The organism is Nocardioides sp. NPDC051685, from assembly GCF_044453405.1.
Taxonomy (GTDB): Bacteria; Actinomycetota; Actinomycetes; order Propionibacteriales; family Nocardioidaceae; genus Nocardioides.
Window position 1 is genome coordinate 822253 of record NZ_JBITCR010000002.1, and the last position, 24210, is coordinate 846462.

29 protein-coding genes are annotated in these 24210 nt (G+C 70.3%); 15 read left to right on the forward strand and 14 right to left on the reverse strand.

Annotated elements, in window-relative coordinates; translation table 11 throughout:
• The first annotated feature begins 82 nt into the window (after positions 1-82).
• The gene (locus ACIA03_RS09010; protein ID WP_396981356.1) at positions 83-580 is read left to right on the forward strand and encodes an Lrp/AsnC family transcriptional regulator; all 498 of its coding nucleotides are present in this window, start codon (positions 83-85) and stop codon (positions 578-580) included.
• An 11-nt stretch (positions 581-591) separates the two neighbouring features.
• Here ACIA03_RS09010 and ACIA03_RS09015 read toward each other — a convergent pair whose 3' ends face one another.
• A complete protein-coding gene (locus ACIA03_RS09015) occupies positions 592-1398 on the reverse strand; it encodes an alpha/beta fold hydrolase (RefSeq protein WP_396981358.1) in 807 nt (268 codons plus the stop codon).
• Between the two features lie 71 nt (positions 1399-1469).
• Between ACIA03_RS09015 and ACIA03_RS09020 the strand changes: the two genes are divergently transcribed.
• Positions 1470-2309 (forward strand): helix-turn-helix domain-containing protein, encoded by an 840-nt coding sequence (locus tag ACIA03_RS09020; protein WP_396981360.1) that lies wholly within the window; start codon positions 1470-1472, stop codon positions 2307-2309.
• 3 nt (positions 2310-2312) lie between these two features.
• On the opposite strand, the gene ACIA03_RS09025 is transcribed toward ACIA03_RS09020, so the two are convergent.
• A complete protein-coding gene (locus ACIA03_RS09025; protein WP_396981362.1) occupies positions 2313-2525 on the reverse strand; it encodes a dodecin in 213 nt (70 codons plus the stop codon).
• A gap of 155 nt (positions 2526-2680) precedes the next feature.
• On the opposite strand from ACIA03_RS09025, the gene ACIA03_RS09030 reads away from it, so the two are divergent.
• The 3 genes from ACIA03_RS09030 to ACIA03_RS09040 all read left to right on the forward strand — a co-directional run bounded on the left by ACIA03_RS09030 (position 2681) and on the right by ACIA03_RS09040 (position 5185).
• Positions 2681-4090, forward strand: coding sequence for an MFS transporter (locus ACIA03_RS09030; RefSeq protein ID WP_396981364.1), 1410 nt, complete (start codon positions 2681-2683; stop codon positions 4088-4090).
• Positions 4087-4536, forward strand: a complete 450-nt coding sequence (locus ACIA03_RS09035; RefSeq protein ID WP_396981366.1) for a hypothetical protein — start codon at positions 4087-4089, stop codon at positions 4534-4536. Before ACIA03_RS09030 ends, ACIA03_RS09035 begins: the two co-directional genes overlap by 4 nt.
• A 67-nt stretch (positions 4537-4603) precedes the next feature.
• Positions 4604-5185: a TetR/AcrR family transcriptional regulator gene (locus ACIA03_RS09040; RefSeq protein WP_396981368.1), complete on the forward strand. Its 582-nt coding sequence runs from the start codon at positions 4604-4606 to the stop codon at positions 5183-5185.
• A gap of 5 nt (positions 5186-5190) precedes the next feature.
• Here the strand turns inward: ACIA03_RS09040 and ACIA03_RS09045 are convergent, their stop codons facing one another.
• Positions 5191-6471 (reverse strand): oxygenase MpaB family protein, encoded by a 1281-nt coding sequence (locus ACIA03_RS09045; protein WP_396981370.1) that lies wholly within the window; start codon positions 6469-6471, stop codon positions 5191-5193.
• A gap of 62 nt (positions 6472-6533) precedes the next feature.
• On the opposite strand from ACIA03_RS09045, the gene ACIA03_RS09050 reads away from it, so the two are divergent.
• Positions 6534-7145 carry a TetR/AcrR family transcriptional regulator gene (locus ACIA03_RS09050; protein WP_396981372.1) on the forward strand — a complete coding sequence of 204 codons (612 nt, stop codon included), beginning with the start codon at positions 6534-6536 and terminating at the stop codon, positions 7143-7145.
• Here the strand turns inward: ACIA03_RS09050 and ACIA03_RS09055 are convergent.
• From ACIA03_RS09055 to ACIA03_RS09070, 4 genes are all read right to left on the reverse strand, one after another.
• Positions 7129-7404 (reverse strand): DUF1905 domain-containing protein, encoded by a 276-nt coding sequence (locus ACIA03_RS09055; RefSeq protein ID WP_396981374.1) that lies wholly within the window; start codon positions 7402-7404, stop codon positions 7129-7131. The genes ACIA03_RS09050 and ACIA03_RS09055 overlap by 17 nt on opposite strands.
• Positions 7401-7769, reverse strand: a complete 369-nt coding sequence (locus ACIA03_RS09060) for a VOC family protein (RefSeq protein WP_396981376.1) — start codon at positions 7767-7769, stop codon at positions 7401-7403. The genes ACIA03_RS09055 and ACIA03_RS09060 overlap by 4 nt, the downstream gene beginning before the upstream one ends.
• A 35-nt stretch (positions 7770-7804) precedes the next feature.
• A complete protein-coding gene (locus tag ACIA03_RS09065; protein WP_396981379.1) occupies positions 7805-8554 on the reverse strand; it encodes an ArsR/SmtB family transcription factor in 750 nt (249 codons plus the stop codon).
• 83 nt (positions 8555-8637) lie between these two features.
• A complete protein-coding gene (locus tag ACIA03_RS09070) occupies positions 8638-9129 on the reverse strand; it encodes a MarR family winged helix-turn-helix transcriptional regulator (RefSeq protein WP_396981381.1) in 492 nt (163 codons plus the stop codon).
• A gap of 107 nt (positions 9130-9236) precedes the next feature.
• Between ACIA03_RS09070 and ACIA03_RS09075 the strand changes: the two genes are divergently transcribed.
• From ACIA03_RS09075 to ACIA03_RS09090, 4 genes are read left to right on the forward strand one after another with little or no spacing between them, the layout of a single operon-like run.
• Positions 9237-9812 (forward strand): NADPH-dependent F420 reductase, encoded by a 576-nt coding sequence (locus ACIA03_RS09075; protein WP_396981383.1) that lies wholly within the window; start codon positions 9237-9239, stop codon positions 9810-9812.
• Positions 9813-9832: 20 nt separating this feature from the next.
• Positions 9833-10342 (forward strand): VOC family protein, encoded by a 510-nt coding sequence (locus tag ACIA03_RS09080; RefSeq protein WP_396981385.1) that lies wholly within the window; start codon positions 9833-9835, stop codon positions 10340-10342.
• Positions 10339-10965 carry an alpha/beta hydrolase gene (locus tag ACIA03_RS09085; protein WP_396981387.1) on the forward strand — a complete coding sequence of 209 codons (627 nt, stop codon included), beginning with the start codon at positions 10339-10341 and terminating at the stop codon, positions 10963-10965. The genes ACIA03_RS09080 and ACIA03_RS09085 overlap by 4 nt, the downstream gene beginning before the upstream one ends.
• Positions 10966-10995: 30 nt before the next feature.
• The gene (locus tag ACIA03_RS09090) at positions 10996-11433 is read left to right on the forward strand and encodes a DoxX family protein (protein ID WP_396981389.1); all 438 of its coding nucleotides are present in this window, start codon (positions 10996-10998) and stop codon (positions 11431-11433) included.
• A gap of 4 nt (positions 11434-11437) precedes the next feature.
• Here ACIA03_RS09090 and ACIA03_RS09095 read toward each other — a convergent pair whose 3' ends face one another.
• Genes ACIA03_RS09095 through ACIA03_RS09105 form a run of 3 tightly spaced genes read right to left on the reverse strand, consistent with a single transcriptional unit; the run spans position 11438 to position 14661 of the window.
• Positions 11438-13249: an ATP-binding cassette domain-containing protein gene (locus ACIA03_RS09095; RefSeq protein WP_396981391.1), complete on the reverse strand. Its 1812-nt coding sequence runs from the start codon at positions 13247-13249 to the stop codon at positions 11438-11440.
• 18 nt (positions 13250-13267) lie between these two features.
• Positions 13268-14344 carry an ImmA/IrrE family metallo-endopeptidase gene (locus tag ACIA03_RS09100; protein ID WP_396981393.1) on the reverse strand — a complete coding sequence of 359 codons (1077 nt, stop codon included), beginning with the start codon at positions 14342-14344 and terminating at the stop codon, positions 13268-13270.
• Between the two features lie 23 nt (positions 14345-14367).
• Positions 14368-14661 carry a type II toxin-antitoxin system RelE/ParE family toxin gene (locus tag ACIA03_RS09105; RefSeq protein ID WP_396981395.1) on the reverse strand — a complete coding sequence of 98 codons (294 nt, stop codon included), beginning with the start codon at positions 14659-14661 and terminating at the stop codon, positions 14368-14370.
• 89 nt (positions 14662-14750) lie between these two features.
• Here ACIA03_RS09105 and ACIA03_RS09110 point away from each other — a divergent pair, with 89 nt between their 5' ends.
• The 5 genes from ACIA03_RS09110 to ACIA03_RS09130 all read left to right on the forward strand — a co-directional run bounded on the left by ACIA03_RS09110 (position 14751) and on the right by ACIA03_RS09130 (position 19463).
• Complete coding sequence (locus tag ACIA03_RS09110) at positions 14751-15266, forward strand: GNAT family N-acetyltransferase (protein WP_396981397.1); 516 nt, start codon at positions 14751-14753, stop codon at positions 15264-15266.
• 75 nt (positions 15267-15341) lie between these two features.
• Positions 15342-16559 (forward strand): PucR family transcriptional regulator, encoded by a 1218-nt coding sequence (locus ACIA03_RS09115; RefSeq protein WP_396981400.1) that lies wholly within the window; start codon positions 15342-15344, stop codon positions 16557-16559.
• Between the two features lie 86 nt (positions 16560-16645).
• Positions 16646-18070 carry a fatty acid desaturase gene (locus ACIA03_RS09120; RefSeq protein WP_396981402.1) on the forward strand — a complete coding sequence of 475 codons (1425 nt, stop codon included), beginning with the start codon at positions 16646-16648 and terminating at the stop codon, positions 18068-18070.
• On the forward strand, positions 18067-18261 hold the full coding sequence (locus ACIA03_RS09125; RefSeq protein ID WP_396981404.1) for a ferredoxin: 195 nt from the start codon (positions 18067-18069) through the stop codon (positions 18259-18261). The genes ACIA03_RS09120 and ACIA03_RS09125 overlap by 4 nt, the downstream gene beginning before the upstream one ends.
• A gap of 2 nt (positions 18262-18263) precedes the next feature.
• Entirely contained in the window at positions 18264-19463 is a 1200-nt protein-coding gene (locus ACIA03_RS09130; protein WP_396981406.1) for an NAD(P)/FAD-dependent oxidoreductase, read from the forward strand.
• On the opposite strand, the gene ACIA03_RS09135 is transcribed toward ACIA03_RS09130, so the two are convergent.
• From ACIA03_RS09135 to ppsA, 4 genes are all read right to left on the reverse strand, one after another.
• Positions 19421-20305 (reverse strand): universal stress protein, encoded by an 885-nt coding sequence (locus ACIA03_RS09135; RefSeq protein ID WP_396981408.1) that lies wholly within the window; start codon positions 20303-20305, stop codon positions 19421-19423. The two genes, ACIA03_RS09130 and ACIA03_RS09135, sit on opposite strands and share 43 nt — an antisense overlap.
• 38 nt (positions 20306-20343) lie before the next feature.
• Positions 20344-20760: a pyridoxamine 5'-phosphate oxidase family protein gene (locus tag ACIA03_RS09140; RefSeq protein ID WP_396981410.1), complete on the reverse strand. Its 417-nt coding sequence runs from the start codon at positions 20758-20760 to the stop codon at positions 20344-20346.
• 14 nt (positions 20761-20774) lie between these two features.
• Complete coding sequence (locus tag ACIA03_RS09145; RefSeq protein WP_396981412.1) at positions 20775-21746, reverse strand: universal stress protein; 972 nt, start codon at positions 21744-21746, stop codon at positions 20775-20777.
• Positions 21747-21830: 84 nt separating this feature from the next.
• A complete protein-coding gene (gene ppsA / locus ACIA03_RS09150) occupies positions 21831-24194 on the reverse strand; it encodes a phosphoenolpyruvate synthase (protein WP_396981414.1) in 2364 nt (787 codons plus the stop codon).
• Between the last annotated feature and the right edge of the window lie 16 nt (positions 24195-24210).

Genomic DNA, 24210 nt, shown 5'->3' on the forward strand with positions numbered 1-24210 from the left:
CCATATTGATTGTCGAAGATCCCAACGAACCACCGATATTGCAATCTTCGAGCAAGCAGAACAGCGACCCAGGTAGGCCCCGTTGCCGAAAGCACAACCTTCCACCACCGTCCTCGACTCCGTCGACCGCCGCATCCTGAGCGAGCTCGGCACCAACCCCGAGCTCACCAACAAGGCCCTCGCGGCGCGCCTCGGCCTCGCCGAGTCGACGTGCGCCTACCGGTTGCGAGCCATGCGCGACAGCGGTGTCATCGTGGGCCGCCGCCTCGACGTCGACGTCCGCGCCCTCGGATACCCGCTCCAGGCCGTGATCAAGGTCCGCCTCGGCAGTCACAGCAAGGAGCACGTCGAGAAGCTCTACGACGACCTGGCCACGACCCATGGCGTCATCCAGGCCTTCCACGTCGCCGGCGCCGACGACTTCCACCTCCACGTCGCCGTCGAGGATGCCGAGGCGCTGCGCGATTTCGTCCTGCAGCACGTGACCGTCCATCGGGTCGTACGGCAGACCGAGACGCAGCTCGTCTTCGAGCTCCGCGAGGGGCCGGGCGTACTTCCCCGCGACACCGCCGGCCCCTGAAGCGGCGCGCCTCAGCCGAGGAAGTCGAGCAGCAGCCGGGTCGCCTCGTCCGGCGCCTCCAGCATAGCGACGTGCCCGACGCCGGCGAGGTACACCACCCGTGACCCCGGCACCACGTCGTAGTCGTGCGCCGACTCCGGGTCCCACCGCGGATCGGCAGCTCCGAAGATCACCAGCGGCTGCCGGCCCAGCCTCGCCAACCGCTGCGGGACGCTCTGCTCGACGATGTAGTCACGGTTCGCCCGCATGATCGCCCGGAACGCCCGGAACGACGTCCGCCTCAGGTCATCGACCACCTCGTCGCTGATCGTCACCGGGCGCGCGGCGGTGGCGGCGACCCCTTTCCGGAGCAGCGCGTCGGTGCGCAGCGGCCACACCAGCGCCCCGACCGCCGCCCCGCTCAGCAGCTTGACCAGTGTGGGCTGCGGAAGCAGGGCCGCCATGCTCGGCCCGGTGCTGATCAGGGCCAGCGGCCCGACCAGCTCCGGACGTCGCTCGGCCAGCGCCGTGGCGACATACCCGCCGCTCGAGTGGCCGACCACGGCCACGTCCTGGAGCCCGAGCTCGTCCAGCACCGCAGCGACCCGGTCGGCCTGGTCCGGTACGGCGTAGGTGGCCGGCTCGCTCGACCTGCCGCACCCCGGGAGATCGATCCGCAGCACCCGGAAATGATCGGCGAGCGCAGCGACCATCGGCTCCCAGGTCGACCCGGCAGCTCCGGAGCCATGGATGAGCAGCACGGGCGGCGCCGTCTCCGGGCCGTCCTGAAGCAGGTGGATACCTTGGGCGGTCGGCCATTCGTATGCAGTCATGCTCATCACGATCACCTGCCGCCACCTGCGTCGTCTTGGACGAATGTCATCCTTGCGCCCCGGCCTACCCTGAAGCCATGGACTGGTCCCAGGTGGACGTCGCCATCCCCCAGGGTTCGCTCGGCGCCGCGCGGATCGACGGCGTCCAGATGGCCGGGTTCCGCTATCGCGGGACCGATCCGGCGGCGATCGCGATGGTCGCCCACCCGGCCGTCACCCTGCTCTTCGACCTCGGCGACCAGGGCTTGGCGGTCGATGACGGCGAAGGCGTACGCATCCCGGGTGCCGCCGCGATCGGCATGCTGCCCGGCAGCGTGACCCTGCGGGGAGCGGGCGCCGGCGCGTGCCTGCAGGTACGCCTCTCGCCGGTACTCGCCGCCGAGCTCTTCGACACCGCCGGTCTCAGCGGCACCTTCGCCGGGCTCGACGACATCTTGGGACCGGGCGCGAGACGCCTCGGCGACAGCCTGCGGAGCACCTCGTCATGGCAGGAGCGCTTCACGTTGACCACCACGTTCCTCGGCCGTCGCCTCGACAGCCGGCGGAGGGTCGACCGCGAGGTCGCGTACGCCTGGCAGCAGACCCACCTCAGCCACGGCCGGGCCGACGTCCGCACGCTCGCAGCGGAGACCGGCTGGTCCCGGCAACGGCTGTGGTCCCGATTCCGAGCCCAGGTCGGCCTCTCCCCCAAGCACGCCGCTCGACTCGTACGTTTCGACCACGCTGCCCGGCTCCTCGCCATCGGCACCCCGCCGGCCGAGGCGGCGGCGCGCGCGGGCTACTCCGATCAGCCGCATCTCAACCGCGAGGTGCGTTCGATCGTGGGCACCACGCCCCTCGGAGTCGCCGCGGAGCCGTGGCTCGGCATCGACCACGCCGCCTGGCCGTCGTTGATGCCGAGAAGACATCAGCCGTAGCGGTTACTCGTCCTCCATCCGGAAGCCGACCTTCAGCCCGACCTGGAAGTGCTGGATGCCGTCGTCGTCGACGTGTCCGCGGATCTGGGTGACCTCGAACCAGTCCAGGTTCCGCAGCGTCTTGGACGCCCGGCCGACACCGTTACGGATCGCCTGCTCGAGTCCCTCGTCGGAGGTGCCGACGATCTCGGTGACGCGGTAGGTGTGTGAAGACATGCCCTGCCCCTTCTCTCGATGGTCGCTCCACCCACCATGGATCCGGGGTCGAGACCGTGCAAGAGGCGCGCTGCCAGGAACACGGTTGTCGTACATCGGTGTTCAAGTTAATATCTCGTACACCGATGTACGGCTTGCGCCTCCAGGAGGGCCCCATGACCACCACCGACGAAGCCATCACCCAGTCCGCCGACCCGCGCCGATGGCGGCTGCTCGGGCTCCTCGGGCTAGCGCAGTTCATGCTCATCCTCGACGTCACCGTGGTGGCGATCGCGCTGCCGCACATGGGCGCCGACCTCGGCCTCGGGCGGGACGCGCTGACCTGGGTGGTGAGCGCATACACGCTCGCCTTCGGCGGGTTGATGCTGCTCGGCGGCCGGTCCGCCGACCTGTTCGGCCCCAAGCCGGTCGTGCTCGCAGGACTCACGACCTTCACCGTCGCCTCCTTGGCCACCGGCCTCGCCACCAGCGCCGAGCTGGCGATCGGCGGGCGGATCGCCCAGGGGGTCGGGGCCGCGATGCTCTCCCCCGCCGCGCTGTCGATCGTGGTCAGGCTCTTCGACGACGAGGAGCGCAACCGCGCACTCGGGATCTGGTCGGCGCTCGGGGCCGGAGGGGCCGCGATCGGCGTACTCCTCGGCGGCGCCCTGACCGCCGGGCCGGGCTGGGAGTGGGTGTTCCTGATCAACGTGCCCGTCGGCATGGTCGTGGCGATCCTCCTGGTCCGGCTGCTCCCGCAGCTGCCGGCCTGGGGAGGCGACGTACGCCTCGACCTCGTCGGTGCGCTGATCGTCACCGCCTCCACAGGGCTGCTGATCCTCGGCTTCATCGAGGCCGGCGACGGCGGCTGGACCTCGCCCGCAACGGCCGCGCTGCTCCTCGCCGGGATCCTTGGCTATGCCGTCCTGGCCGGGTGGTTGCGGCGTACGCGACACCCGCTGATCGACCCTGCGCTGGTCATCCGGCGACCGGTGCTCTCCGGCACGTTCGTGCTGTTCGTGGGGACCGGGCTGATGGTGGCGGTGTTCTTCCTCGGGACGTTCTATCTGCAGGGTGCGGCCGGGCATGGGCCGCTCACGACCGGCCTGCTGTTCCTGCCCGTCGCGGCCGCGACCATGGTCGGCGCGCAGCTCGCCGGCCGGCTCATCGGCCGCCTCGGCGCCCGCGCCCTCGGCGTGGCCGGGCTGCTCGTCGCCGGCGCCGGGCTGGTCGTACCCGCGATCAGCATGAGCACGCCGACCACCGTCGTCGCGGTCAGCGTCGGCTCGGCCGGCCTGGGTGTCCTTTTCGTGGTCGCCGCGGCGACCGCACTGAGCCAGGTCGAACCCCATCTCGCGGGCGTCGCCTCCGGCATCCTGAGCACCTTCCACGAGCTCGGCGCCTCGCTCGGCGCCGCAGTGATGTCCGGCGTCGCCGCCGCCAGCCTCGTCGACGGCACCACCGCCGGCTTCGAGCGTGCCTATCTGGTCGCTGCCGTGATCGCCGCGCTCGCCGCCGTCCTCGCCGGAGCGATCATCCCGGGCCGCCCCGTATCCCCCACCACCCACCAGGAGACCGCGTCATGACCACGACCCACCGACCCAGATCCCGCGCGCGGACGTTCGCGCTCCATTACCTGCAGATGATCATCGCGATGGTTGTCGGCATGATGCTGCTCTACCCGCTCTGGATGCTCGCCACCGCCGGCCTGCCCGCGGACGCGTGGGCGCACCGCACCGACGTCGAGTCGCTGGTCATGGCCACCACGATGGTGATCCCGATGGCCGCCTGGATGCGCTTCCGCCGACACGGCTGGCGGCCGATCGCGGAGATGTCGACCGCGATGTACACAGGCTTCGTGGTCCTGTTCCCGTTCCTGTGGCTCGGGGCCGTCGACGCCGACGGCCTGATGCTGCTCGGCCACGTACTCATGCTGCTCCTCATGCTCGCCGCGATGCTCGCGCGCGCCGGCGAATATTCCGGGAGCCATGCTCACCACGTCCACACGGCCGCCGACCAGGAGCCGGCCTGACCAGCCGACATCGACGGAGAGGCCAGACCGATATCCTGGTGGTCACATCTCGTGGGAGGTTCCGGCCGTGACGACCGTAAAACGCGCCGACGCGCGCAAGAACATCGAGTCGATCATGGACGCGGCGACGGCCTGCCTCGCCCGTGATCCCGACGTCAGCGTCGCCGACATCGCCAAGGCGGCGGGCGTCGGGCGGGTCACCCTCTACGGCCACTTCGAGTCCCGCTCCACCCTGGTCACCCAGGTCGTCGAGCGCGCCATCCAGCGGTCTGACGAGGCGCTCGGCGCGGTCGACCTCGACTGCGACCCCCGCACCGCGCTCAGCAACCTCCTCAAGGCGTCGTGGCGCCTGACCCAGCAGTACGGCGCCCTGATCGTCGCCGCCGAGCAGAGCATGCCCCAGGAGCAGTTCCAGGCGGTCCACCGCGGGCTGATCGACCGCTGGAAGCCGCTGATGGAGCGCGGTCGCCACGACGGCAGCTTCCGCGACGACCAGCCGCTCCAATGGCAGCTCACCCTGCTCCAGAGCGTCCTGCACGCCGCCTCCGGCGCGGTCTACCGCGGCGAGATCAGGGCCGCGGACGCCGCCGGCCTGATCGACGGCACCGTGCAGTCTGCCCTCACCCCGCCCGTCGCCGCCCGGACCTGACCCGCTCACTCCGGCAGGTTGCCGACCGACGCGTGCTCGCCACCGAAGTAGCCGGCCAGCAGCGTGTCGGCCTGTCGCCTGCCCCGCCTCTCCAGACGATCCCTGCCCTTCGCCGTCCGGCCGAGGACCCGATACCTGACCAGGTTCAGCGGCACCACGTACGCGTGTGCCCACGGCGGCCTCGTCGGCAGACCGAGCTCGTGCATCGATCTGGGCCCGAGGAAGACGGTCAGCATCGAGAGCAGCCGCTCGGTCTCGTACCAGCCACGCACCCGCTGCAACGGGCCCGGCCAGCCCGGGTACCGGCGCTCCCGCTGGACCCGGACCGCCGCCTGCGCCAGCTGTGGGCCGGCCTCGGAGATCTCTGCCTGGGAGAGCAGCACGTGGTAGTTGATCCGGTGGCGCTCCCACTCGTCGTCGACCAGGAAGTCCTCGTCGACGCCCATCAGCCAGCCGACGTACTTCCACAGATGCATCAACGCCCGGGCGTCCTGCCGGGAGATCGGCACCCCCAGCGCCCGGCACCCGATGATGAGTACGCCGTCGAACAGGCCAAGCGTGGCCGCCTGGTCGGCCTGGTTGATCGGCAGCCCCCACCTGCGGGTGTCCCACCTCTGCTCGAACCCGGCGTTGACCAGCGCATGCATGGCCCGTACGTGGACGGTGAGCCGCCACGCCTCCCCCGAGCTCGAACCCGAGCTCGACCCCGAGCCCGGCTCCGGTGGCCGCAGCGCACCCGGCCGGCGCAGGCTCGCCGCCCAGTGCTGGGTCTCGCCCAAGCGCCGCCGCGTGGTGCCGCCGGTCAGGCCGCCGGTGGCGACGAGCAGGTCCGGCGGGCCGCCGAACCGGTAGCCGCTGATGAGCGAGAGCTGCAGGAGCACGTCGGCGGCGTTCTGACCCAGTCGCGCGAACACCCGGCCGCCCTCGTCGACGAGGTCCCAGTCGACCCAGTCCGGGGTGGCCTCGACCTGGGCGAAGAACTCGGCGAGCGCCGGCGGCGGCGACTCGACCGCCGCGACCCCGTGCTCGAGAGCCGTACGCAGCTGGCCCATCGTGACCTTGCCCGCGGTCCCGGCTCGCATCCGGATCGCCTCCGCCAGCCGCGCGCCGGCCTCGTCCCGCTCGCCGAACGCCCGCCCGATCCGCTCCATCAGCTCCTCGTCGACCTCGTCGATACGCCCCAGGAGGCGCAACGGCCGGCCGAGACGGCGCCCGCGCGCCTCGCCTTCGCGGAAACGGGTCGGGAATCCGGTGGGTTGGGTGCCCTGCTGCGCGAGTGTGGTCATACCTCCAGCGTGATGCGAGCAGATGCTCGCTTTCAATTCGCGTTCTGCCTAGTCTGGAGCCCGTGCGCAAGACACCCACCCAGGCCCGCTCGAAGGCGACGGTCGAGCGCATCCTGGCGGCCGGACGCCAGGTGCTCGTCGACGACGGCTACGAGGCGTTCTCGACCAACCGCGTCGCGGCCGCCGCCGGGATCAGCCCCGGCTCGCTCTACCAGTACTTCTCCGACAAGGCCTCGATCCTCGACATCGTGATCAGCCGCTACTGGGAGGACGTCTCCGAACGCACCGCCTCGGCGTTGGCACTCCAGGCGAACACCACCGGCACACCGGCGATCCGGTCGGTCGCCGACGCACTGCTCGCCGGCCTCGAGCAGGATCCGACCCTCCTGCGCGTCCTGATCGAAGAGCTCCCCGCCTCCCGCAACCGGGACCGCCACACGGCCCTCGTCACCCGCGTACGCGATCTCACCGCCGCCTATCTGCACGCCGGGGCGGTCACGAAGACCCGCCCCGACGCGCAGCTCACCGCGTGGGTGCTGGTGGTGGCGATGGAGAACATCGCGCTGCGCTGGGTTCTCGACCGACCGCCCTACCCGCGCGAGGCCGTGCTCGAGGAGATGGTCGCGCTCACCGCGGGCTACCTGAGCCAGACCGATCTCAGCGACGTTCGGTGAGGTGGATGGTGACGCTGTCGCCGGCGGACTTGCCGAGCGCCTCGCGGAGCTCCGCCTTGAGCGGCAGCTTGTGGGTGCCGTCGCCGAGGGCCATGAAGGAGGCCTCGAAGGGGAGGTCGTCGATCCGTCCGGAGACCTTGACGAGACCCCGGGTGCCGAAGAAGTCCGCAGTCCAGTCGGTGACGACGTACGTCCAGCCACCCTTCGCCTCGCTCTGGGTCAGGGTCGCGGTGAAGGTCTTGTCGAGCGGGCTGCTCATGACGCCTGCTCGATGATCACGAAACGGTTCCCGTCGGGGTCGTCGAAGGCGAACATGGGCGGTACGCCCGGCCACATCAGCAGCTCGCCGACGCTCACGCCGCGGGAGCTGAGCGCGTCGCGCTCGGCGGCTGCGTCGGGCACGTTGAACCGGATCCCGGTCTCGGTGATCTCCCCTGCCGGGCGGTCGCCGGCGACGAGGGCGAGGGAGACATCGGCGCCGATCGGGGCGACCTCGACCCAGCGGGTCGGGCCGTCGACGTCGAGTCGTACGTCGAAGCCCAGGGTGTCGCGGTAGAAGGCGATGGCCTCGTCCTGGTCGGCGATGGTGATGCCGACGGTGCGGATATCGGTGATGGTGCTCATCGGGGTTCCTCTCGGTCGATGACGTCGATGCGGCGTCAGCTGGGGCCGTACATCTGTGATCCCGGGGTGGTCAGGGTCTCCCCCGTCTCCAGCCACGTCTTGAGGCCGGACAGGATCATGGGCCAGCCTCCGTAGAGCTCGGGGGGCGCGTCGCCGCGCAGCTGGTCGTGGGTCACGGTGAGGCGGCAGGAGTCGCCGACGGGCTCGATCTCCCAGGTGACCCGCGTGGTGCCCTGCTCCTCGGCGGCCTCGGACCAGAGCGTGCGCATCGACTGCACGAGCCGGGCCGGCGGCTCCACGACGAGGTTCTCGCCCTCGGCGAGCGGTCCGTCCGACCCCGGGTGCTCCATCGTGAAGGCCGATCCCGGGGTCCATTCGGAGTGGACGCCGGCGCCGAAGTGATACTTCGCGCGGATCTGTGGGTCGGTGATCGCCTCCCACAGCCGCTCCGGCGTGGTCCGGATGTAGATCTCGAAGACTTTCTCCATCGTGCGCTCCAGGTCTCGTTTCAGATCGGCGAGGCCGCTCGCCCAGGTCTCGGTGTATTTCGTCACCCAGCGGTCATGGATCTCGCGGATCGGCACCACGTTGAGGAAGTGGTGCTTCTCGCGTCCCCTGCGGGCGACGACCACCAGGCCGGCGTCCTCGAGGATCGCCAGGTGCTTGGCCACCGCCGGTCGGGTCATGGAGTGGCGGCTCACCAGCGAGGAGAGCGTCTGCCCGTCCTCCTGCAGCAGTGCGTCGAGCAGCGCCCGCCGAGTCGGGTCACCAAGAGCTCGAAACACCTGTTCCACATGAGCCACAATAGGAAACCATATGGTTTCATGTCAAGGGATAAAAGGCCGCCCTCGGACCCGGGCGACAGCGCCTAGAGCTCCTCTGGCCGATACAGGGCGGTCATCTTGCCCTTCGGATCGAGACGCGCGAGCAGCGCGTCACCGACCTCGGTCAGCTGCCGGACCTGCTCGGCACTCAGCCCGTCGAGCACGTTGCCGCGTACGTTCGCGACATGGCCAGGCGCGGCCGCGACGACGGCGTCCCAGCCGGCAGCGGTCAGCCGGGCGTTCGTCGCGCGAGCGTCCTCCGGGCACGGGAACCTCTCGACGAGACCCCGCTCCTCGAGCCGCCGCACCACATGGGAGAGCCGCGCCAGAGTCGAGTTGGTGCGATGAGCCAGCGCGGTCATCCGCAGCGTACGGCCCTCGGACTCGGACAGCATCGCCAGGACGAAGTACTCGAAGTGGGACAGCCCGGCATCACGGCGCAGCTGGGAGTCGAGCACCCCCGGAAGCAGCTCCACGATCGCGATCAGGCGCAGCCAGGCGGCCATCTCCTCGTCATTCAGCCAGACATCGTCCACGGCACCATGGTAGCCCGCCAGATTGTCGCTACAACCAAAAACTTGACGCTACAACTATTTCGTGAGAGTTTTGTTGTAGCAACAACCTTTCATCTGAGGAGTTCGACATGACAGACATCTCGATCATCGGCACCGGCACCATGGGTCAGGCCATCGCGGCGGTCGCCGGCCGCGGCGGACACTCGGTCCAGCTGCTCGGCAAGGCGGACGCCGCCACCCCCGCAACCGGCGACGTCGTCGTGCTCGCCGTCCCCTACCCCGCGCTCAGCGAGATCCTCCCCCAGCGCGGCACCGAGCTGGCCGGCAAGATCGTCGTCGACATCACCAACCCGGTGAACTTCGAGACCTTCGACTCGCTCACCGTCCCGGCCGACAGCTCCGCCACCGCCGAGATCGCGGCGGCGCTCCCCGACTCTCGCGTGCTGAAGGCGTTCAACACCACCTTCGCCTCGACCCTGGCGCAGGGCACGGTCGGTGACCTGCCCACGGCCGTCCAGATCGCCGGCGACGACGCGGACGCCAAGGCGACGCTGTCCGAGGTCGTCACCTCCGCCGGCCTGCGGGCCGTCGACGCGGGCGCGCTCAAGCGGGCGCGCGAGCTCGAGGCGCTCGGCTTCCTGCAGATCTCCCTGGCCGCGGCCGAGCAGATCTCCTGGACCGGCGGCTTCGGCGTCGTCGCCTGATCGCCTCCGAGGAGTCCACGATGACCGTCAACCCGGTACGTCTCAACCACGCCGTCCTGTTCGTCTCCGACCTCGAGCGCAGCATCGCGTTCTACGAGTCTGCCTTCGGGATGACGGTCATGGCTCGCGAGCCCCGCGCCAACGCGGCGTTCCTGCGGCTGCGTGAGTCCGGCAACCACCACGACCTCGGCCTGTTCGGGGTCGGTGCCCAGCCGCCGCGCCCGCGCGGCTCGCTCGGTCTCTACCACCTCGCCTGGCAGGTCGACACGATCGACGAGCTCGAGCAGGCCCGGATGACACTGGCCGAGCTCGGCGCCTTCACCGGGGAGTCCAGCCACGGCGCCACCAAGAGCGTCTACGGCGCCGACCCCGACGGCAACGAGTTCGAGGTGATGTGGATGCTGCCGCGGGCGCACTGGGGCGACTTCGAGAACACCGCTCCCGTCGACCGGCTCGACCTGGCCAAGGACGTCGCCCGCTGGAGCGGAGTCCGTACGGCCGCCGAGCTCAACCGGACGGAGGACCAGTGAGCACCCCGTTGCACACCGCGAGCCACGGCAGCACCGACCCCGACGCTCCCCTGGTGGTCCTGCTGCACGGCCGCGGCTCGCACGAGCACGAGATCATCGAGCTGGCCAAGCACCTTCCCGAAGGCCCCGCCTACGTCGCCGTGCGCGCACCCATCACCGAGGGCGGCGGGTACGCCTGGTTCGCCAACCGCGGGATCGGCCGCCCCGTCGCTTCCTCCCTTGCGGAGACCATGGGCTGGTTCCGGGAGTGGCTCGACAGCGTCGCACCGGAGGGTCGCCCGGTCGTCCTCGTCGGGTTCAGCGGCGGAGCCGCCTTCGCCGGCGGGCTGGCCCTCCAGGAGCCCGGACGGTTCGCCGGTGTCGCCATCCTGTACGGCACCCTCCCCTTCGACGCCGGCGTCCCGGTCGAGGCCGACCGGCTGGTCGGCCTGCCGGTCATGGTCGCCCACGGCGAGGCCGACCAGGTCATCCCGCGCGAGCTGCTGGAACGTACCTGGGGCTATCTGCTCGAGGAGTCGGGAGCCCCGACGGTGGCACACCGCGACCCCGGCGGCCATGGCATCACGCCGGCCGCGCTCCGCGAGCTCGCGTCGTGGGTCGCCGCCCGCGTACATCACGTCTGAACATCCCCTGCACACGAGAGAAGGAACATCATGAAACTCGGACAGTCGCTCCCTGCTCCCGCCACCGACCTGGGCCTGCTCGTCGCCCGCCTCCTCGTCGGCACCGTCCTCATCGCCCACGGGTGGCAGAAGCTCGCCACCTACACGCTCGACGGGACCGCGCAGTCCTTCGAAGCGATGGGGGTGCCGGCAGCCCAGGCGGCCGCGACGTTCGCCGCGGTCGTGGAGCTCGCCGGGGGTGCGCTGCTCGTGCTGGGTCTCCTCACCCCGGTGGCCGCCGCCCTGGTCGTGGTCGACATGATCGGCGCGTTCTGGTTCGCCCACCGCGGGGCCGGGGTGTTCGTCGACCAAGGCGGCTGGGAGCTGGTCGCGGTCGTCTCCGCCATCGCCCTGGCCCTTGCCGTGGCCGGTCCGGGCCGTGCCAGCATCGACCACGCCATCGGCGGACGGGCCCGAGCCGAGGCCTGATCGCCTAGACCTGATCGGCGAAGATCTCGGCGAAGCGGCCGGGCTCGGTGAGCAGCTCGTCGTACGTCCCGCACTGGACGATGCGGCCGTCGTCGAAGACGTAGATGCGGTCCATCCCGCGCAGCGTCCAGGCACGGTGGGAGACGACGATGGTGATCCGGTCCTCGCGGGTGGCCTGGAGCTGGGCGAAGACCTCGCGCTCGGCCTCGGCGTCGATGGCGCTGGTCGGCTCGTCGAGGATCCAGATCCCCGCGCGGCGCAGCGCCACCCGCGCCAGCGCGAGGCGCTGCCACTGGCCGCCGGAGAGCCCGACGCCCTCCCACTGCGCGCCGAGCTGGCTGTCGGCCTGGCTCGGCAGGTCGCTGACCAGGTCGCTCGCCAGGGCCGTACGCAGCGCCTGGTCGAGGTCGGGTTCGGGGATGTCGCGGCGCGGATCGCCGAGGCCGACGGTCTCACGGACGGTGAACTCGTAGCGGCCGAACTCCTGGGTGAGCAGGCCGAAGTGCGCCAGCCGCTGCCGCTCGGTCATGGTGAGCACGTCGACGCCGTCGATCAGCACCTTGCCCGAGTCCGGAGCCAGGGCACCGAGGATCGCGTTGATCGTGGTCGTCTTCCCGGCCCCGTTGACCCCGACGAGGGCGATGATCTCGCCGCGTACGGCATGCAGGTCGGCACCGACGACCGCCGGGTGCTTCGCGCCGGGGTAGGTGACGGTGAGGTCGCGTACGTCCAGGCGGCCGACGGACGCGACCACGTCCGCCGCCTCCTCGGCGGAGGCCAGGGCGAGGGCGTCACGGTAGAAGCGCGTGTGCGGACTCGCCGAGATCAGGCCGCCCAGCGAGAAGCTCGCCGCTCTCACCGCCGCGAGCCCGGAGAGCACACCGGCGACGGCCGCGGCGGTCACTCCGCCGGGCAGGTCAGCCGCGACCATCGACAGGACGGCGCCCGCGACGAGCAGGCCGGTGATCCCGGATCCGACGATCTGCCAGCGGAGCTCGATGTCCTGGATCCGCTCGAAGATCCGCAGCCCGCGGAGCGCGTGCGCCGAGGCGATCCGGGCCACCTTGTCACCCGTGCCGGCCACCGCCAGCTCGGTGCCCGACCGCTGCTGGATGAGCTGCTCGGTGGCGTAGTTGGCGTAGCGGGTCGCCCTGGCGTACTCGGGCCAGTGCTTCTCCTGGTGACGGGCGACGTAGGCGCTGAGCGCGATGGTCGGGATCATCGCGGAGATCACGAACAGGCCGGCGAGCAGGTTCATCGAGCAGACCGTGACGCAGAGCCCGACCGCGGTGATCACCGTGCCGATCGTCGCCAGCGCGTCCCGCGGCACCCAGGACAGGAAGCTGACTCCCTTCCGCGCCGCCTCCAGTGCGACGACCGTCGCGGACTCGGCCAGCTGGGCCGGGCGCAGGCGGCCGGCGGCGTGGGCAAGATCCTTCGCGTAGTGGTACTCGAGCTGGAACTTGATCCGGATCGCGGCAGTCCCGGCCACCTGCCCGATCGGGTGGCTGACCGCGAGCACCAGGATCAGAGCGGTCAGCGGCGCGACGGCCGCGCCACCGAGCCCACCTTCACGTCCCAGCGCGAGCACGGTCCGCGCGAGCAGCCACACCTGCGCGGCCGGGAGCAGCGCGTCGACCACCCCGAACCCGACCGCCACCAGGAGCCAGCGAGGCGTGTGGTGCGCCGCGTCCCGCAGGCCGTTCCACGACGCGACCGCCGTCGCGACCAGCGTCTCCCGCCAGGTCGTCTTCTTCTCAGCGTTCGCTGTCGCCTCAGGCTCGGTGTCTTCGGATGGCTCTACAGTGACACTCACTCGCGGCCGCCAGTCACATCAGCGCGCGGCATTCGCTTCATGCGTCACGAACTCGTACTTCCGCTTCAGTTCGTGGCCCCACCCGAAGTCTTGGCTCAGCCGCTGCGCCCGGCCGAGCACGATGCCAGGTGCGATCCCCAACTCATCGGCAAGTCGCTTGATCGCACCGATATTGCGTCCAGGGGGTATCCGGTCCTCGAACTCCGGGGGGATGAGTGTTTCTGCCGCGAACCGATCCGCCTCAGCCTCCGCCTGTGTTTGCTCGCCATTGAGATACAGCTCTTTGTCACCGTGCAGGAGCACATGGCCGACCTCGTGGAGCAGGGTGAACCAAAGCTGGTCATCGCTCTTGCCACGCAATGACAGTTGGATCACGGGGTGCTTGTTCAGCCACCGCGTCGCCCCATGAACCTTCAGCCCGGGGACTTCGGGAAAGAAACAAAGGACGACACCGGCCTCCCTCAGGATCCGCACAGCGTCCTCGACTCCATCCATTCCCGGCGCCAGGGTGAGCCCGCGCAGGACCGGCACCGACGCAGCCACTCGATCGCGATCAAGCTCGGGCAGCGAGTGCAGACCGTCATGGTGGCGCTCGGCCAGCGCAAGCCATGTCGCGAGCAGCGGTGCGTCCTTCCGTCCTGCCGCCGAACGCCGGTAGGCGACACTGCCTTCGGACCAAGTCTTTTCGAAAGCCGACAGGCTCGCGACACCGAGCAGGCCCAGCAACTCCCTCACCGTGTCGACGTGATCGCGTGCTGGCGCCTTGATGAAGCCGAACTTGCGAAGGTACGCCAGCGGGAAGGCCAGCGCCTGCTGATATTGCGCCTCCAAATCACCTGCTTCGGCTCGCCTGGCCAACTCCGCACGGTATCCAGCTTCGTAGAGGTTCCATATCCGTGCCGGCACTCCGGTGACGCGCTCCAGATCCAGAGCCACAGCATGCGAGAGCGGCGCCTTGCCACTGAGCAGTTCACTGACGTGCTTGCGGGACGTGCCGAGTCGTCGCGCCAGCTCAGCAGCGTTGATCCCCTCGTCCTCAAGCCACTCGGCGATGTAGTCGCCGGTCGCGACGATGTAATTCGGCGTCATAGTCATCGATCTGATCTCCCTTCCCCGCCTCAGTGGTAGTCGACGACCTCGACCACCAGCACCGTGACCCGTTCGCCTTCTTCGGGCTGCACGATCAGTCGCCAGTTGGCGGACAACCGTGCCGACCACTGGCCCGCCCGATCCGCTTTGAGTTGCTCCCACTTTCCCGTCCCGGCCAAGAGATCATTCATCTCCTCGACCCGGATGAGTTCCGTGATTCGCAGCTTGAGCTTCTTCGCAACGTCAGCACCAAGCTTCTTCTGCATCTGACGGGCGTCAGTGCAGATTCGCTCGAGGCCTTTGTCAGCGTATCTCAGCTCCACGCCTGAGATGTTACCAAGATCGTAACACTCTCACCAACGCTGACTCAAGGTGTTCGACAGGCGTACGCGGCGCTGCCAATCTTCCGTCCATGCATGTCAGAACCGGGTCGGTCAGCGACCTTCCAGACGCCATGAGCCTCCTCGACGCCGCCGTCGCCTGGCTCGCTTCGCGGGGCCGCACCGGGCAGTGGGGCGCGGAACCGTTCTCCACGATCGAGGCCCGCGTCGAGCAGATCCGGACGATGCTCTCCGAGCGCACCGCCCGCATCGCCGAGAAGGACGGCGAGGTCGTCGGGCTCTGCGTCCTGGCCGACACCCCACTGCCGTACGTCGATCCTGCGCCGATCCCCGAGCTCTACCTGCAGCTGCTCGTCACCGACCGGGAGCGGAGCGGTTCCGGCATCGGCGGCACGCTGGTCGACGATGCCGTCGAGATCGCCCGACAGCGGGGCGTGAAGCAGATGAGGCTCGACTGCTACGCCGGCGACGACGAGGCGCTCATCGGCGTCTACGAGCGGTTCGGGTTCACGCTCGAGCGACGGTTCACGGTCGACACCGGGCAGACCAAGGCCTGGCCCGGCGCCATCCTCCGGATGGAGATCTGAGCGTCGTCTCCGCCCCACGGCCCCGAGACCGGCATTTGTAAACTGCCCGGAGCCGAGGCCGCGAGAGAGGTGGCGATGACCGAGATCAGTGCCTGGTTGGCGGCATTCGCAGATGAGCAACGCCGCCCCGAGGAGGTGGCCCGCTGGGCCGGGGCGACCGCCGACGCGATCCTCGCCGATGGTGAGGTCGACGTCGCCGATCTCAGACCGCTGGTCCTGAAGGCCGTCGAGGAGCACTGGTACGCCTTCCTCGACCGCATCACCCTGCCGGAGGCTCCGTTCGAGCTGGTTCCGTCAGCACGCGCCGTGGCGCTCGAGGCCGCGCGTCGCCATCTCGGTCTCCCGCTGCTGCTCAAGGTGTACCAGCGGGCTCAGGAGGCGAGCTGGGACTTCGCGGTGCAGGTCGTCCGGCAGGCGCCGGACGACCTCGACCACGAGGCCCTGCTGGTCTGGTTCTGGACCAAGGCAACGGTGTGGTTCGGCTCATCGGTCGAGCAGTCGGTGCTGATCCACCAGGCCGAGGAGACCCGGATCCGTCAGCGCGGTGACGCTCGCCGCTTCGAGGTGGTCTCGGAGGCGCTGAGCGATCGGAGCGTCTCCCCCACCGAGCTCTCCGCCGCCCTCGGCGGCCATCCGGTCAACATCCCGGGCCACATCGCCCTGGTCGCGCACGCGCTGGCCGCCGACTCCATCGAGCAGCTGGAGCCGGCACTCACCGCCGTCACCCGCCGGATGGGTCCCGCCCCGTCGGTGCTCGTACGCCCCGGCGGAACGCAGATGTGGGCGTGGGTCGCGCTCGCCGAAGCACCCGAACCCGTGACGAGCGCCGGCATCGATCCCGCCGCCGTCCGCGTGACGATGGGCCTCGGCGGGAACGGCCTGGACGGGTTCGTCTCGGCGCACCTTGACGCCCAGGCGGCCCAGCGGGTGGCACTGGCCCCGGGACGGCAGGTGCCGCTGACCGCCTACGACGACGTGGCCGCCCTCGTCCTCATCGCGCACGACCCCGCGGCCGCCGAGCGGTTCACCCGGAAGACGCTGCGCGGCCTGGCCGACGCGCCGCACGACCGTCTCCGCGAGACCGTGCGCGAGGTGCTCACCTCCGCCGATACCGCGGACCGGCTCGCCGAGCGGCTGGGCATCCACAAGAACACCATCCGCTACCGGGTCGCCCAGGCCGAGCGGCTCCTCGGACGTCCGCTGCGCGAGCGGGCCGGCGACCTGCTGCTGGCGCTCGACTACCACGACGCCTTCCTCACGAAGCCGACTGTGAATACGCACAGTTATCCGTGACCGATTCGGCCTGATCGGCCAGAGACATCCCTGCTGCGTACGTCCATTCTGACAGGAGACGTAACGGAAGTCACAGGAGGAAGCAGATGTCACTCGACGCCAGCGGCACCGTCGACCAGGGCTCCACAGCGAGGTGGCGCGACAGGAAGCGCTCTCTGTGGCTCCTCGGCCTGATAGTCCCGTCCTTCGCCTTCATCGCGGTGGGCGGCTACGCCCTGACCGGGTGGGGCGTGTTCCTGTGGACCGGACCGATCGTCGTCCTGGGCATCGTCCCGGCCATCGACTTCGCGGCGGGCCTGGACCGCTCCAACCCGCCCGACGACGTCATCGAGGAGCTCGAGGAGGACCGCTACTACCGCTACATCACCTTCGCGTTCCTCCCGATCCAGTACGCCGGGTTCGCGTTCGCGATGTACCTGATCGCGACCCAGGACTGGCCGTTGGCGCACAAGATCGGCCTCGCTCTCACGATCGGGTTCATCGGCGGGATCGGCATCAACACCGCCCACGAGCTCGGCCACAAGAAGGAGAGCCACGAGCGCTGGCTCTCCAAGATCGCCCTCGCGCAGAGCTTCTACGGACACTTCTACATCGAGCACAACCGCGGCCATCACGTGCGGGTCGCGACACCCGAGGACCCGGCGTCCTCGCGGATGGGCGAGAACCTCTACGGCTTCTGGTTCCGCACGGTGTCCGGGTCGCTCAAGAGCGCGTGGAGCCTGGAGGCCAAGCGCTACCGGCGCAAGGGCACCCACCCGTTCCACCTCGGCAACGACGTCCTCAACGCCTGGCTGATGAGCGTGGCGCTGTGGACCGCGATGACGCTCTGGCTGGGCGTCGGGATCCTGCCCTACCTCGTCCTCCAGGCCGTCATCGGGTTCTCCCTGCTGGAGGTCGTGAACTACCTGGAGCACTACGGGATGCTGCGGCAGAAGACCACGTCGGGGCGCTACGAGCGGGTGCTGCCGATGCACTCGTGGAACTCCAACAACATCGCCACCAACGTGCTCCTCTACCACCTGCAGCGGCACAGCGACCACCACGCCAACCCGACCCGGCGCTACCAGACCCTGCGTGACTACCGGGAGTCCCCGGCCCTGCCGACCGGCTACGCCGGGATGATCGTGCTGGCCCTGGTCCCGCCGCTGTGGCGCCGGGTGATGGACAAGCGCGTGGTCGCGCACTTCGACGGCGACGTCCGGCTGGCCAACGTACGTCCCGGCCGGCTCGACACGCTGCTCGCCACCTTCCCGCCGCCGACCACCGAGGCGACGATCGAGGAGCTCGGTGACGTCACCCGGCAGACCTTCGACGACGAGGTCGCCGCCGGCCGCTGCCCGGGCTGCGGCTACGTCTACGAGGTCGCGGTCGGCAACGAGCTGGAGGGCTTCGCGGCCGGCACCGCCTGGCGAGACATCCCCGACGACTGGTGCTGCCCGGACTGCGGCGTACGCGAGAAGGTCGACTTCATCGCGCTGAAGGACCACGACCTGAAGGAGGCAGCGCGATGAGCGCCATCGAAGCGGACAAGACGGTCTGCGAGGGCATCGGGATGTGCGAGGCCCAGGCCGACAACTACTTCCAGGTCGGCGACGACGGACTGGTCGACGTCCTGACCGCCGAGGTGCCGGAGTCCGACCGTGGGTACGTCCGAGCCGCCATCGACTCCTGCCCGGTCTCCGCACTCCGCCTCAAGGGGTGACCATGTCCACGCTCCACGACCGTCATCTGCTGGTCGTCGGCGCCGGGCTGGCCGGGCTCCGCGCGGTCGAAGGTGCGCGCGGAGCCGGCTGGTCCGGTCCGATCACGATCGTCGGCGACGAGCCGCACCCGCCCTATGACCGACCGCCGCTGTCGAAGGCGGCGCTCACCAGCGAGGAGCACCCCGGCGTACCGGTGCTGCGGTCGAGCGAGGTGATCGAGCAGCTGCAGGTGCGCCACCTGTCCGGGGTCCGGGTCCACGGCCTCGACACCGAGCGCCGGACGGTGACCACCAGCGCCGGAGAGCTCGGCTACGACGCGCTCGTGATCGCCACCGGCAGCGCCGCGACGACCCTCCCGGGGCTGACCGGGCTCCCCGGCGTGCACGTGCTGCGTCGCTACGACGACGCGCTCGCCGTACGCGACTCCCTGACCCGCTCGCGCCGGGTCGTGATCCTCGGTGCCGGGTTCATCGGCTCCGAGATCGCCTCGGCCGCCCGTGCCCGCGGCATCGAGGTCACCGTCGTCGAGGCGAGCAGCCGCCCGCTGGCGCGCGCGGTCGGTCCGCTCGCGGCCGGGCGGCTGATGCAGCTGCACGCCGATGCCGGTGTCCGGCTGCTGACCAGGACGACCGTGTCGGGCGTACGCGCCTCGGAACGCGGCATCGACGAGGTCGAGCTGAGCACCGGTGAGACCCTGGCGGCCGATGCCGTGGTCCTGGGCATCGGCGCCCACCCGGCGACGGCGTGGCTCGCCGGCAGCAACGTCGCCCTGGACCCGCGCTCGGGCGGGGTTCTCTGCGACCGCAGCCTCGCCACCAGCGCGCCCGGGGTCTGGGCCGCAGGCGACGTGGCGTGCGTCGACGGCGAGCGTGGCGAGCACTGGACCGCGGCGGGCGAGCAGGGTCGGGTCGCCGGCGCGAACGCCGCCGGCGCCACCGAGGTCTTCGCGTCCGTACCGTTCGCCTGGTCGACCTGGCACGGTCACCGGATCCAGGTCGTCGGCGAGACCACGGCGGCCGACGAGGAGGAGAGCGAGGCCGGCCTCATCGTCTACCGGCGAGACGGCAGCGAGGTGGGCGCGGTCGGCATCGACCAGCCTGGCCCGATCGCCCGGCTACGCCGGTCCCTGGCCGCCCGGGCTCCAGGTGACGTCCGCGCTCACACCGCCGTGGCCGGAGGGGTCGTGCCGGCTCGCGAGTAGGTCGACGGGACGACGGCGACCACACTGTGCGCGTGATCCAGGAGGTAGTCGGCCACCGCTCCGTTCACGACCACGACCAGGTGCATCGTCTCGGCCTGCTCGGCGAGCGCGTGCGCGAGGCCCCCGCCCTGGATCCGCAGGTGCGGATGGAGATCGGGATAGCGCTCCTTGAGTCCCGCCACGCTCTCCGCGACCAGCACCCGGTCGCCGTCCGGCCTCTCCGGGCCACCGGCCCGGTAGCAGTACAGGACGCTGACGGGCAGGTTGCGCTGGGCAGCCTGGTCGAAGGCGAACTCCAGGGCAGGGATGGAGTCGGCGGTCCCGTCGATACCGACGAGCACCCCGCGGCCGACACCTCCGCCGCCCGGGCGCAGCACGACGACCGGACACCGCGCGTCCTTGACGGTGGACCTGCTGACCGAGCCGAGGATCCGGCTGCGGATCGGCCCTCTCCCCCGGGACCCGAGCACCAGCAGCGATGCATGGCCGGAGGCCGCGTCCAGCACGTGCGCCACCGATCCCACCTCCAGCTCGGCACTCACCTCCGGGCGCCGGTGACCGAGGAACCCCGATGCTCTGGAGAGCTCGTCGAGGCGACGGTCGGCGTAGCGCCTCGCGCTCGCCAGCACGTCCGCCCCGTAGTCCTGGTCGGGCTCCGAGGGCGCCCCCGCCCGGAACCCGGGCGGCGTGTCCAGGGTGGTGGCGGGCACCACATGGAGCAGGCATACGTCGCGCCCGTCCCGGAACGCCTGCTCGACCGCCCACGACACGCTCTCGGCCGCTGCCGGCCAGTTCTCGACCCCGACCAGGACGGCGCCCTCGGGCATGGATACGTACGTCATCTCGACTCCTTCGGCTCTACTCGTCTGCTCCGTGCGACTCAGGTCGGCACCACGCGCCGGCCGGTGATCTGGGTCGGCGTGATGGACACGTGCAGCGACCGTCGGCCGTCCGCCCACGGCTCGGGCTCGAGGTCATGCGCCCTCAGCCAGACACCGTCGACGAACTCCGCGGTCCCCCGCACCAGGACGCTCCAGCCCGCGGAGGTGTAGGAGTCGAACTCGTCGACCTGATAGGACACCGGCCCGGTGCCGATGTGGTCCGCGATCGCCGTGCGCGGCGCGGTGCGGAACACGATCCGCTCACCCACCATGACGTGGTTGACCGGCAGGACCAGCGGTCCCTCCGAGTCGCCGAAGGCGACCCGGCCGACCTCGCTCTGGTTCAACAGCTCCAGGCACTCGTCGCGGTCGATCGTGGTCAGGTGACCCGGGAACCATCGTGCTGCCAAGTACATCGTCTGCTCCTTCTTCACGCTCGCCCCGAACGGGCCGGCTGGTCATCTGCGGTGCCGAGGCCCGGTGCAGCCCCGATGGCTCCGGCGTCCCCCTCGAACGCCGGAGCCACGTGCGGGTCGATCTCGACCGGACAGCTGCTCTCCCGGAGCACCGCCCGGGAGGTGCCGCCCAGCTGACCGAGGCCGAGAAGATGCCGGCCCCGGCCCAGGATCAGCAGCTCGGCCTTCCGGGAGGCATCCACCAGGGCGTACGCGGCCTGGGCATGCACCACGCCGATCTGCGCCTCCACCTCGGCAGCCGCCGGGTCAGAGGCGTCGCGGGCGGCCTCGAGGGCCGCGGTGAGCTCGCGCTCGGCCCGATCGACCCACGCCTGCTCCTCGCTGCCGACGGTGAGGTAGTCCTGGTAGGCACCGAACGCGTGCCAGGCGTGCAGCAGCCGTAGCCGGGCGCCGCGTTCGGCCGCGACCTCCAGCCCGCGGCGTACGAGGGCTGTGGAGGTCGCGACGTCATGGACCCCGACGACGATCTCGCGGGGCCTGTCCACACCCGTCCAGCCGGACGGGACGACGACCATCGGCACCGCCGAGTGAGCCGCGACCGGGCCGAGGATCGACGAGGTGATGATCCGGTCGAGCAGTCTGCGTCGCTGGTCGCCGAGCACGAGCAGGCGAGCCTTGGCCGCCGCCTGGACGAGCACCGAGGCGGGCTTGCCGAGCAGCAGATAGGTGCTCACCACCGCTCCAGTGGTCTCGACGGCTTCCTCCGCCTCGGCGAGGATCGCTCGTCCGAGCTTGCCCATCCTCGAGTCGGGGTCCGTAGGAGCCGGTGGCCAGGTCGGCAGTGGCGGCGCAAACGGGTCGACCACGTAGACCAGGTGCAGCGCGACGCCGGCGCGGACGGCCTCGGTGGCGGCGTAGCGGGCCGCAGCAAGCCCTGCCGCGGTGCCGTCGACCCCGGCCAGGATCAGTCCAGTGCTCTCGTTCATGACTCAACACTCGCTCCGTGAGGCCCTGGCCCGACAGGGACCGCCGTCCTCGTCACAGGGCCTTTGGTCGATACCCACGGCCGGTCAGCTCTCTGCGGCCAGCACCGTCTGGGTGACGGCGATGATCGAGTCGGGCGTGACACTGATCGCGTCGATCCCGAGCCCGACGAGGAAGCGGACTACGTCGGGGTGGTCCGACGGCGCCTGGCCGCAGATGCCGGAGTGCATGCCGTGGCGCCGGCAGCCTTCGACCGCGAGGGCGATCATCTTCTGCACCGCCGGGTCACGCTCGTCGTAGTCGAAGGCGACCAGCTCGCTGTCACGGTCGACCCCGAGCGTGAGCTGGGTCAGGTCGTTGCTGCCGATCGAGAACCCGTCGAACCGCTCGGCGAACTCGTCGACGAGGATCACGTTCGACGGGATCTCGCACATCGCGTACACCTTCAGGCCGTTCTCGCCGCGGCGCAGGCCGAGCTCCGCCATCCGGGCCAGCACGCGGTCGGCCTCGTCGAGGCGGCGCACGAACGGCACCATCACGACGACGTTCTCCAGGCCCATCTCCTCACGGACCCGGCGCAGTGCGGCACACTCGAGAGCAAACCCCTCGGTGTAGGCGGGGTGCGCGTAGCGCGCGGCTCCGCGGAACCCGAGCATCGGGTTGGCCTCGGCGGGCTCGAATGCCGCACCACCGAGAAGGGTCGCGTACTCGTTGGTCTTGAAGTCGGACAGACGCACCACGACAGGCTTGGGATGGAAGGCGGCGGCGATGGTGCCGATGCCCTCGGCCAGCTTCTCGATGACGTACGCCGCGCCGTCGGCGCCGACCAGGCGCTCGACCTCCGCGCGCTGGTCGGCGTCGGTGATGCGGTCGGGGTGGAGCGCGGCGAGCGGGTGCACCCGCACGTGCTCGGCGAGGATGAACTCCATCCGGGCCAGGCCCACCCCGTCGTTGGGGAGGAAGGACGACTCGAAGGCGATCCCGGGATTGCCGAGGTTGAGCATGACGTGGGTTCGCGGGCGTGAGGTGAGCTCGGTGGCGACGTCGTTCGCGTGGAAGTCGGCCAGACCGCGGTAGACATGGCCCTCGTCGCCCTCCGCACAGGAGACGGTGACCTCCTCGCCGTCGACGATCGTGCTGGTCGCGTCGCCGGTGCCGACCACGGCCGGGATGCCGAGCTCGCGAGCCACGATCGCGGCGTGACAGGTGCGCCCGCCGTGCTCGGTGACGACCGCCGAGGCGATCTTCATCAGCGGCTCCCAGTCGGGGCTGGTGCTGGGCGCGACCAGCACGTCGCCGGACGCGAACCCGACGTCGTCGCTCATGCTGCGCACGATCCGGGCCGTGCCCGCGCCGACCCTCGCGCCGACCGCGCGGCCGGAGGTGAGCAGGTCGCCGTGCGCCTCGACCACAAATCGGGTCGTCACGGTCGGTCGTCTCGTGGCGGCCACCGTCTCGGGACGGGCCTGGACGACGTACAACAGGCCGTCGGTGCCGTCCTTGGCCCACTCGATGTCCATCGGCTTGCCGTAGTGTCGCTCGATGGTCATCGCGGCACCGGCCAGCTCGAGCACCTCCTCGTCGGTCAGACAGAAGCGGTCCCGGTCGGTCGGCGGTGTGGGCTCGTTCCGCACGGGCCCCTCCTGTGCCGTCTCCCCCAGCACCATGCGCACCGCCTTGCTCCCGAGACGACGGCTCAGCACAGCACGGTGGCCGGCTGCGTACGTCGGCTTGTGCACGTAGAACTCGTCGGGTTCGACCAGACCCTGCACGACGTTCTCGCCCAAGCCGTAGGAGCCGGTCACGAAGACGACGTCCCGGAACCCCGACTCGGTGTCGAGCGTGAACGAGACCCCCGAGCAGGCGAGGTCGGAGCGCACCATCTTCATCACCCCGACCGAGAGCGCCACCGACAGCTGGTCGTAGCCGTGCCGGGCACGGTAGTCGACCGCCCGGTCGGTGAAGATCGAGGCGAAGCAGCGGCGTACGGCGTCGAGGAGCGCCTCCTCACCCTGGACGTGGAGGTAGGTCTCGTGCTGGCCGGCGAAGCTCGCGTCCGGCAGGTCCTCGGCGGTGGCCGAGGACCTGACCGCGAGCGCGACGTCGTCGCCGTACTCCTGCCGCAGCGCCCGGTAGCCCGCCAGGATCTCGTCGGCCAGGTCCTGCGGAAGCGCCGCGGTGAGCAGCAGCTTCCGCGCCTGCTCCGCCCGCTCGGCGAGGTTCTCGCGGTCGTCGACGTCGAGGTCGGCGAAGACCGTCACCAGTGCGGTGTCGATGTCCGAGGCGCGCAGGAAGTGGCGATAGCCGCCGGCCGTGACGGCGAACCCGTCGGGCACGCGGATGTCGCGATCGTGGATGTGGCGATACATCTCGCCGAGGGAGGCGTTCTTGCCGCCGACCAGGGGGACGTCGGCGATGCCGACCTCCCCGAACGTACGTGTGTAGCTCATGATCAGACCTTCACTG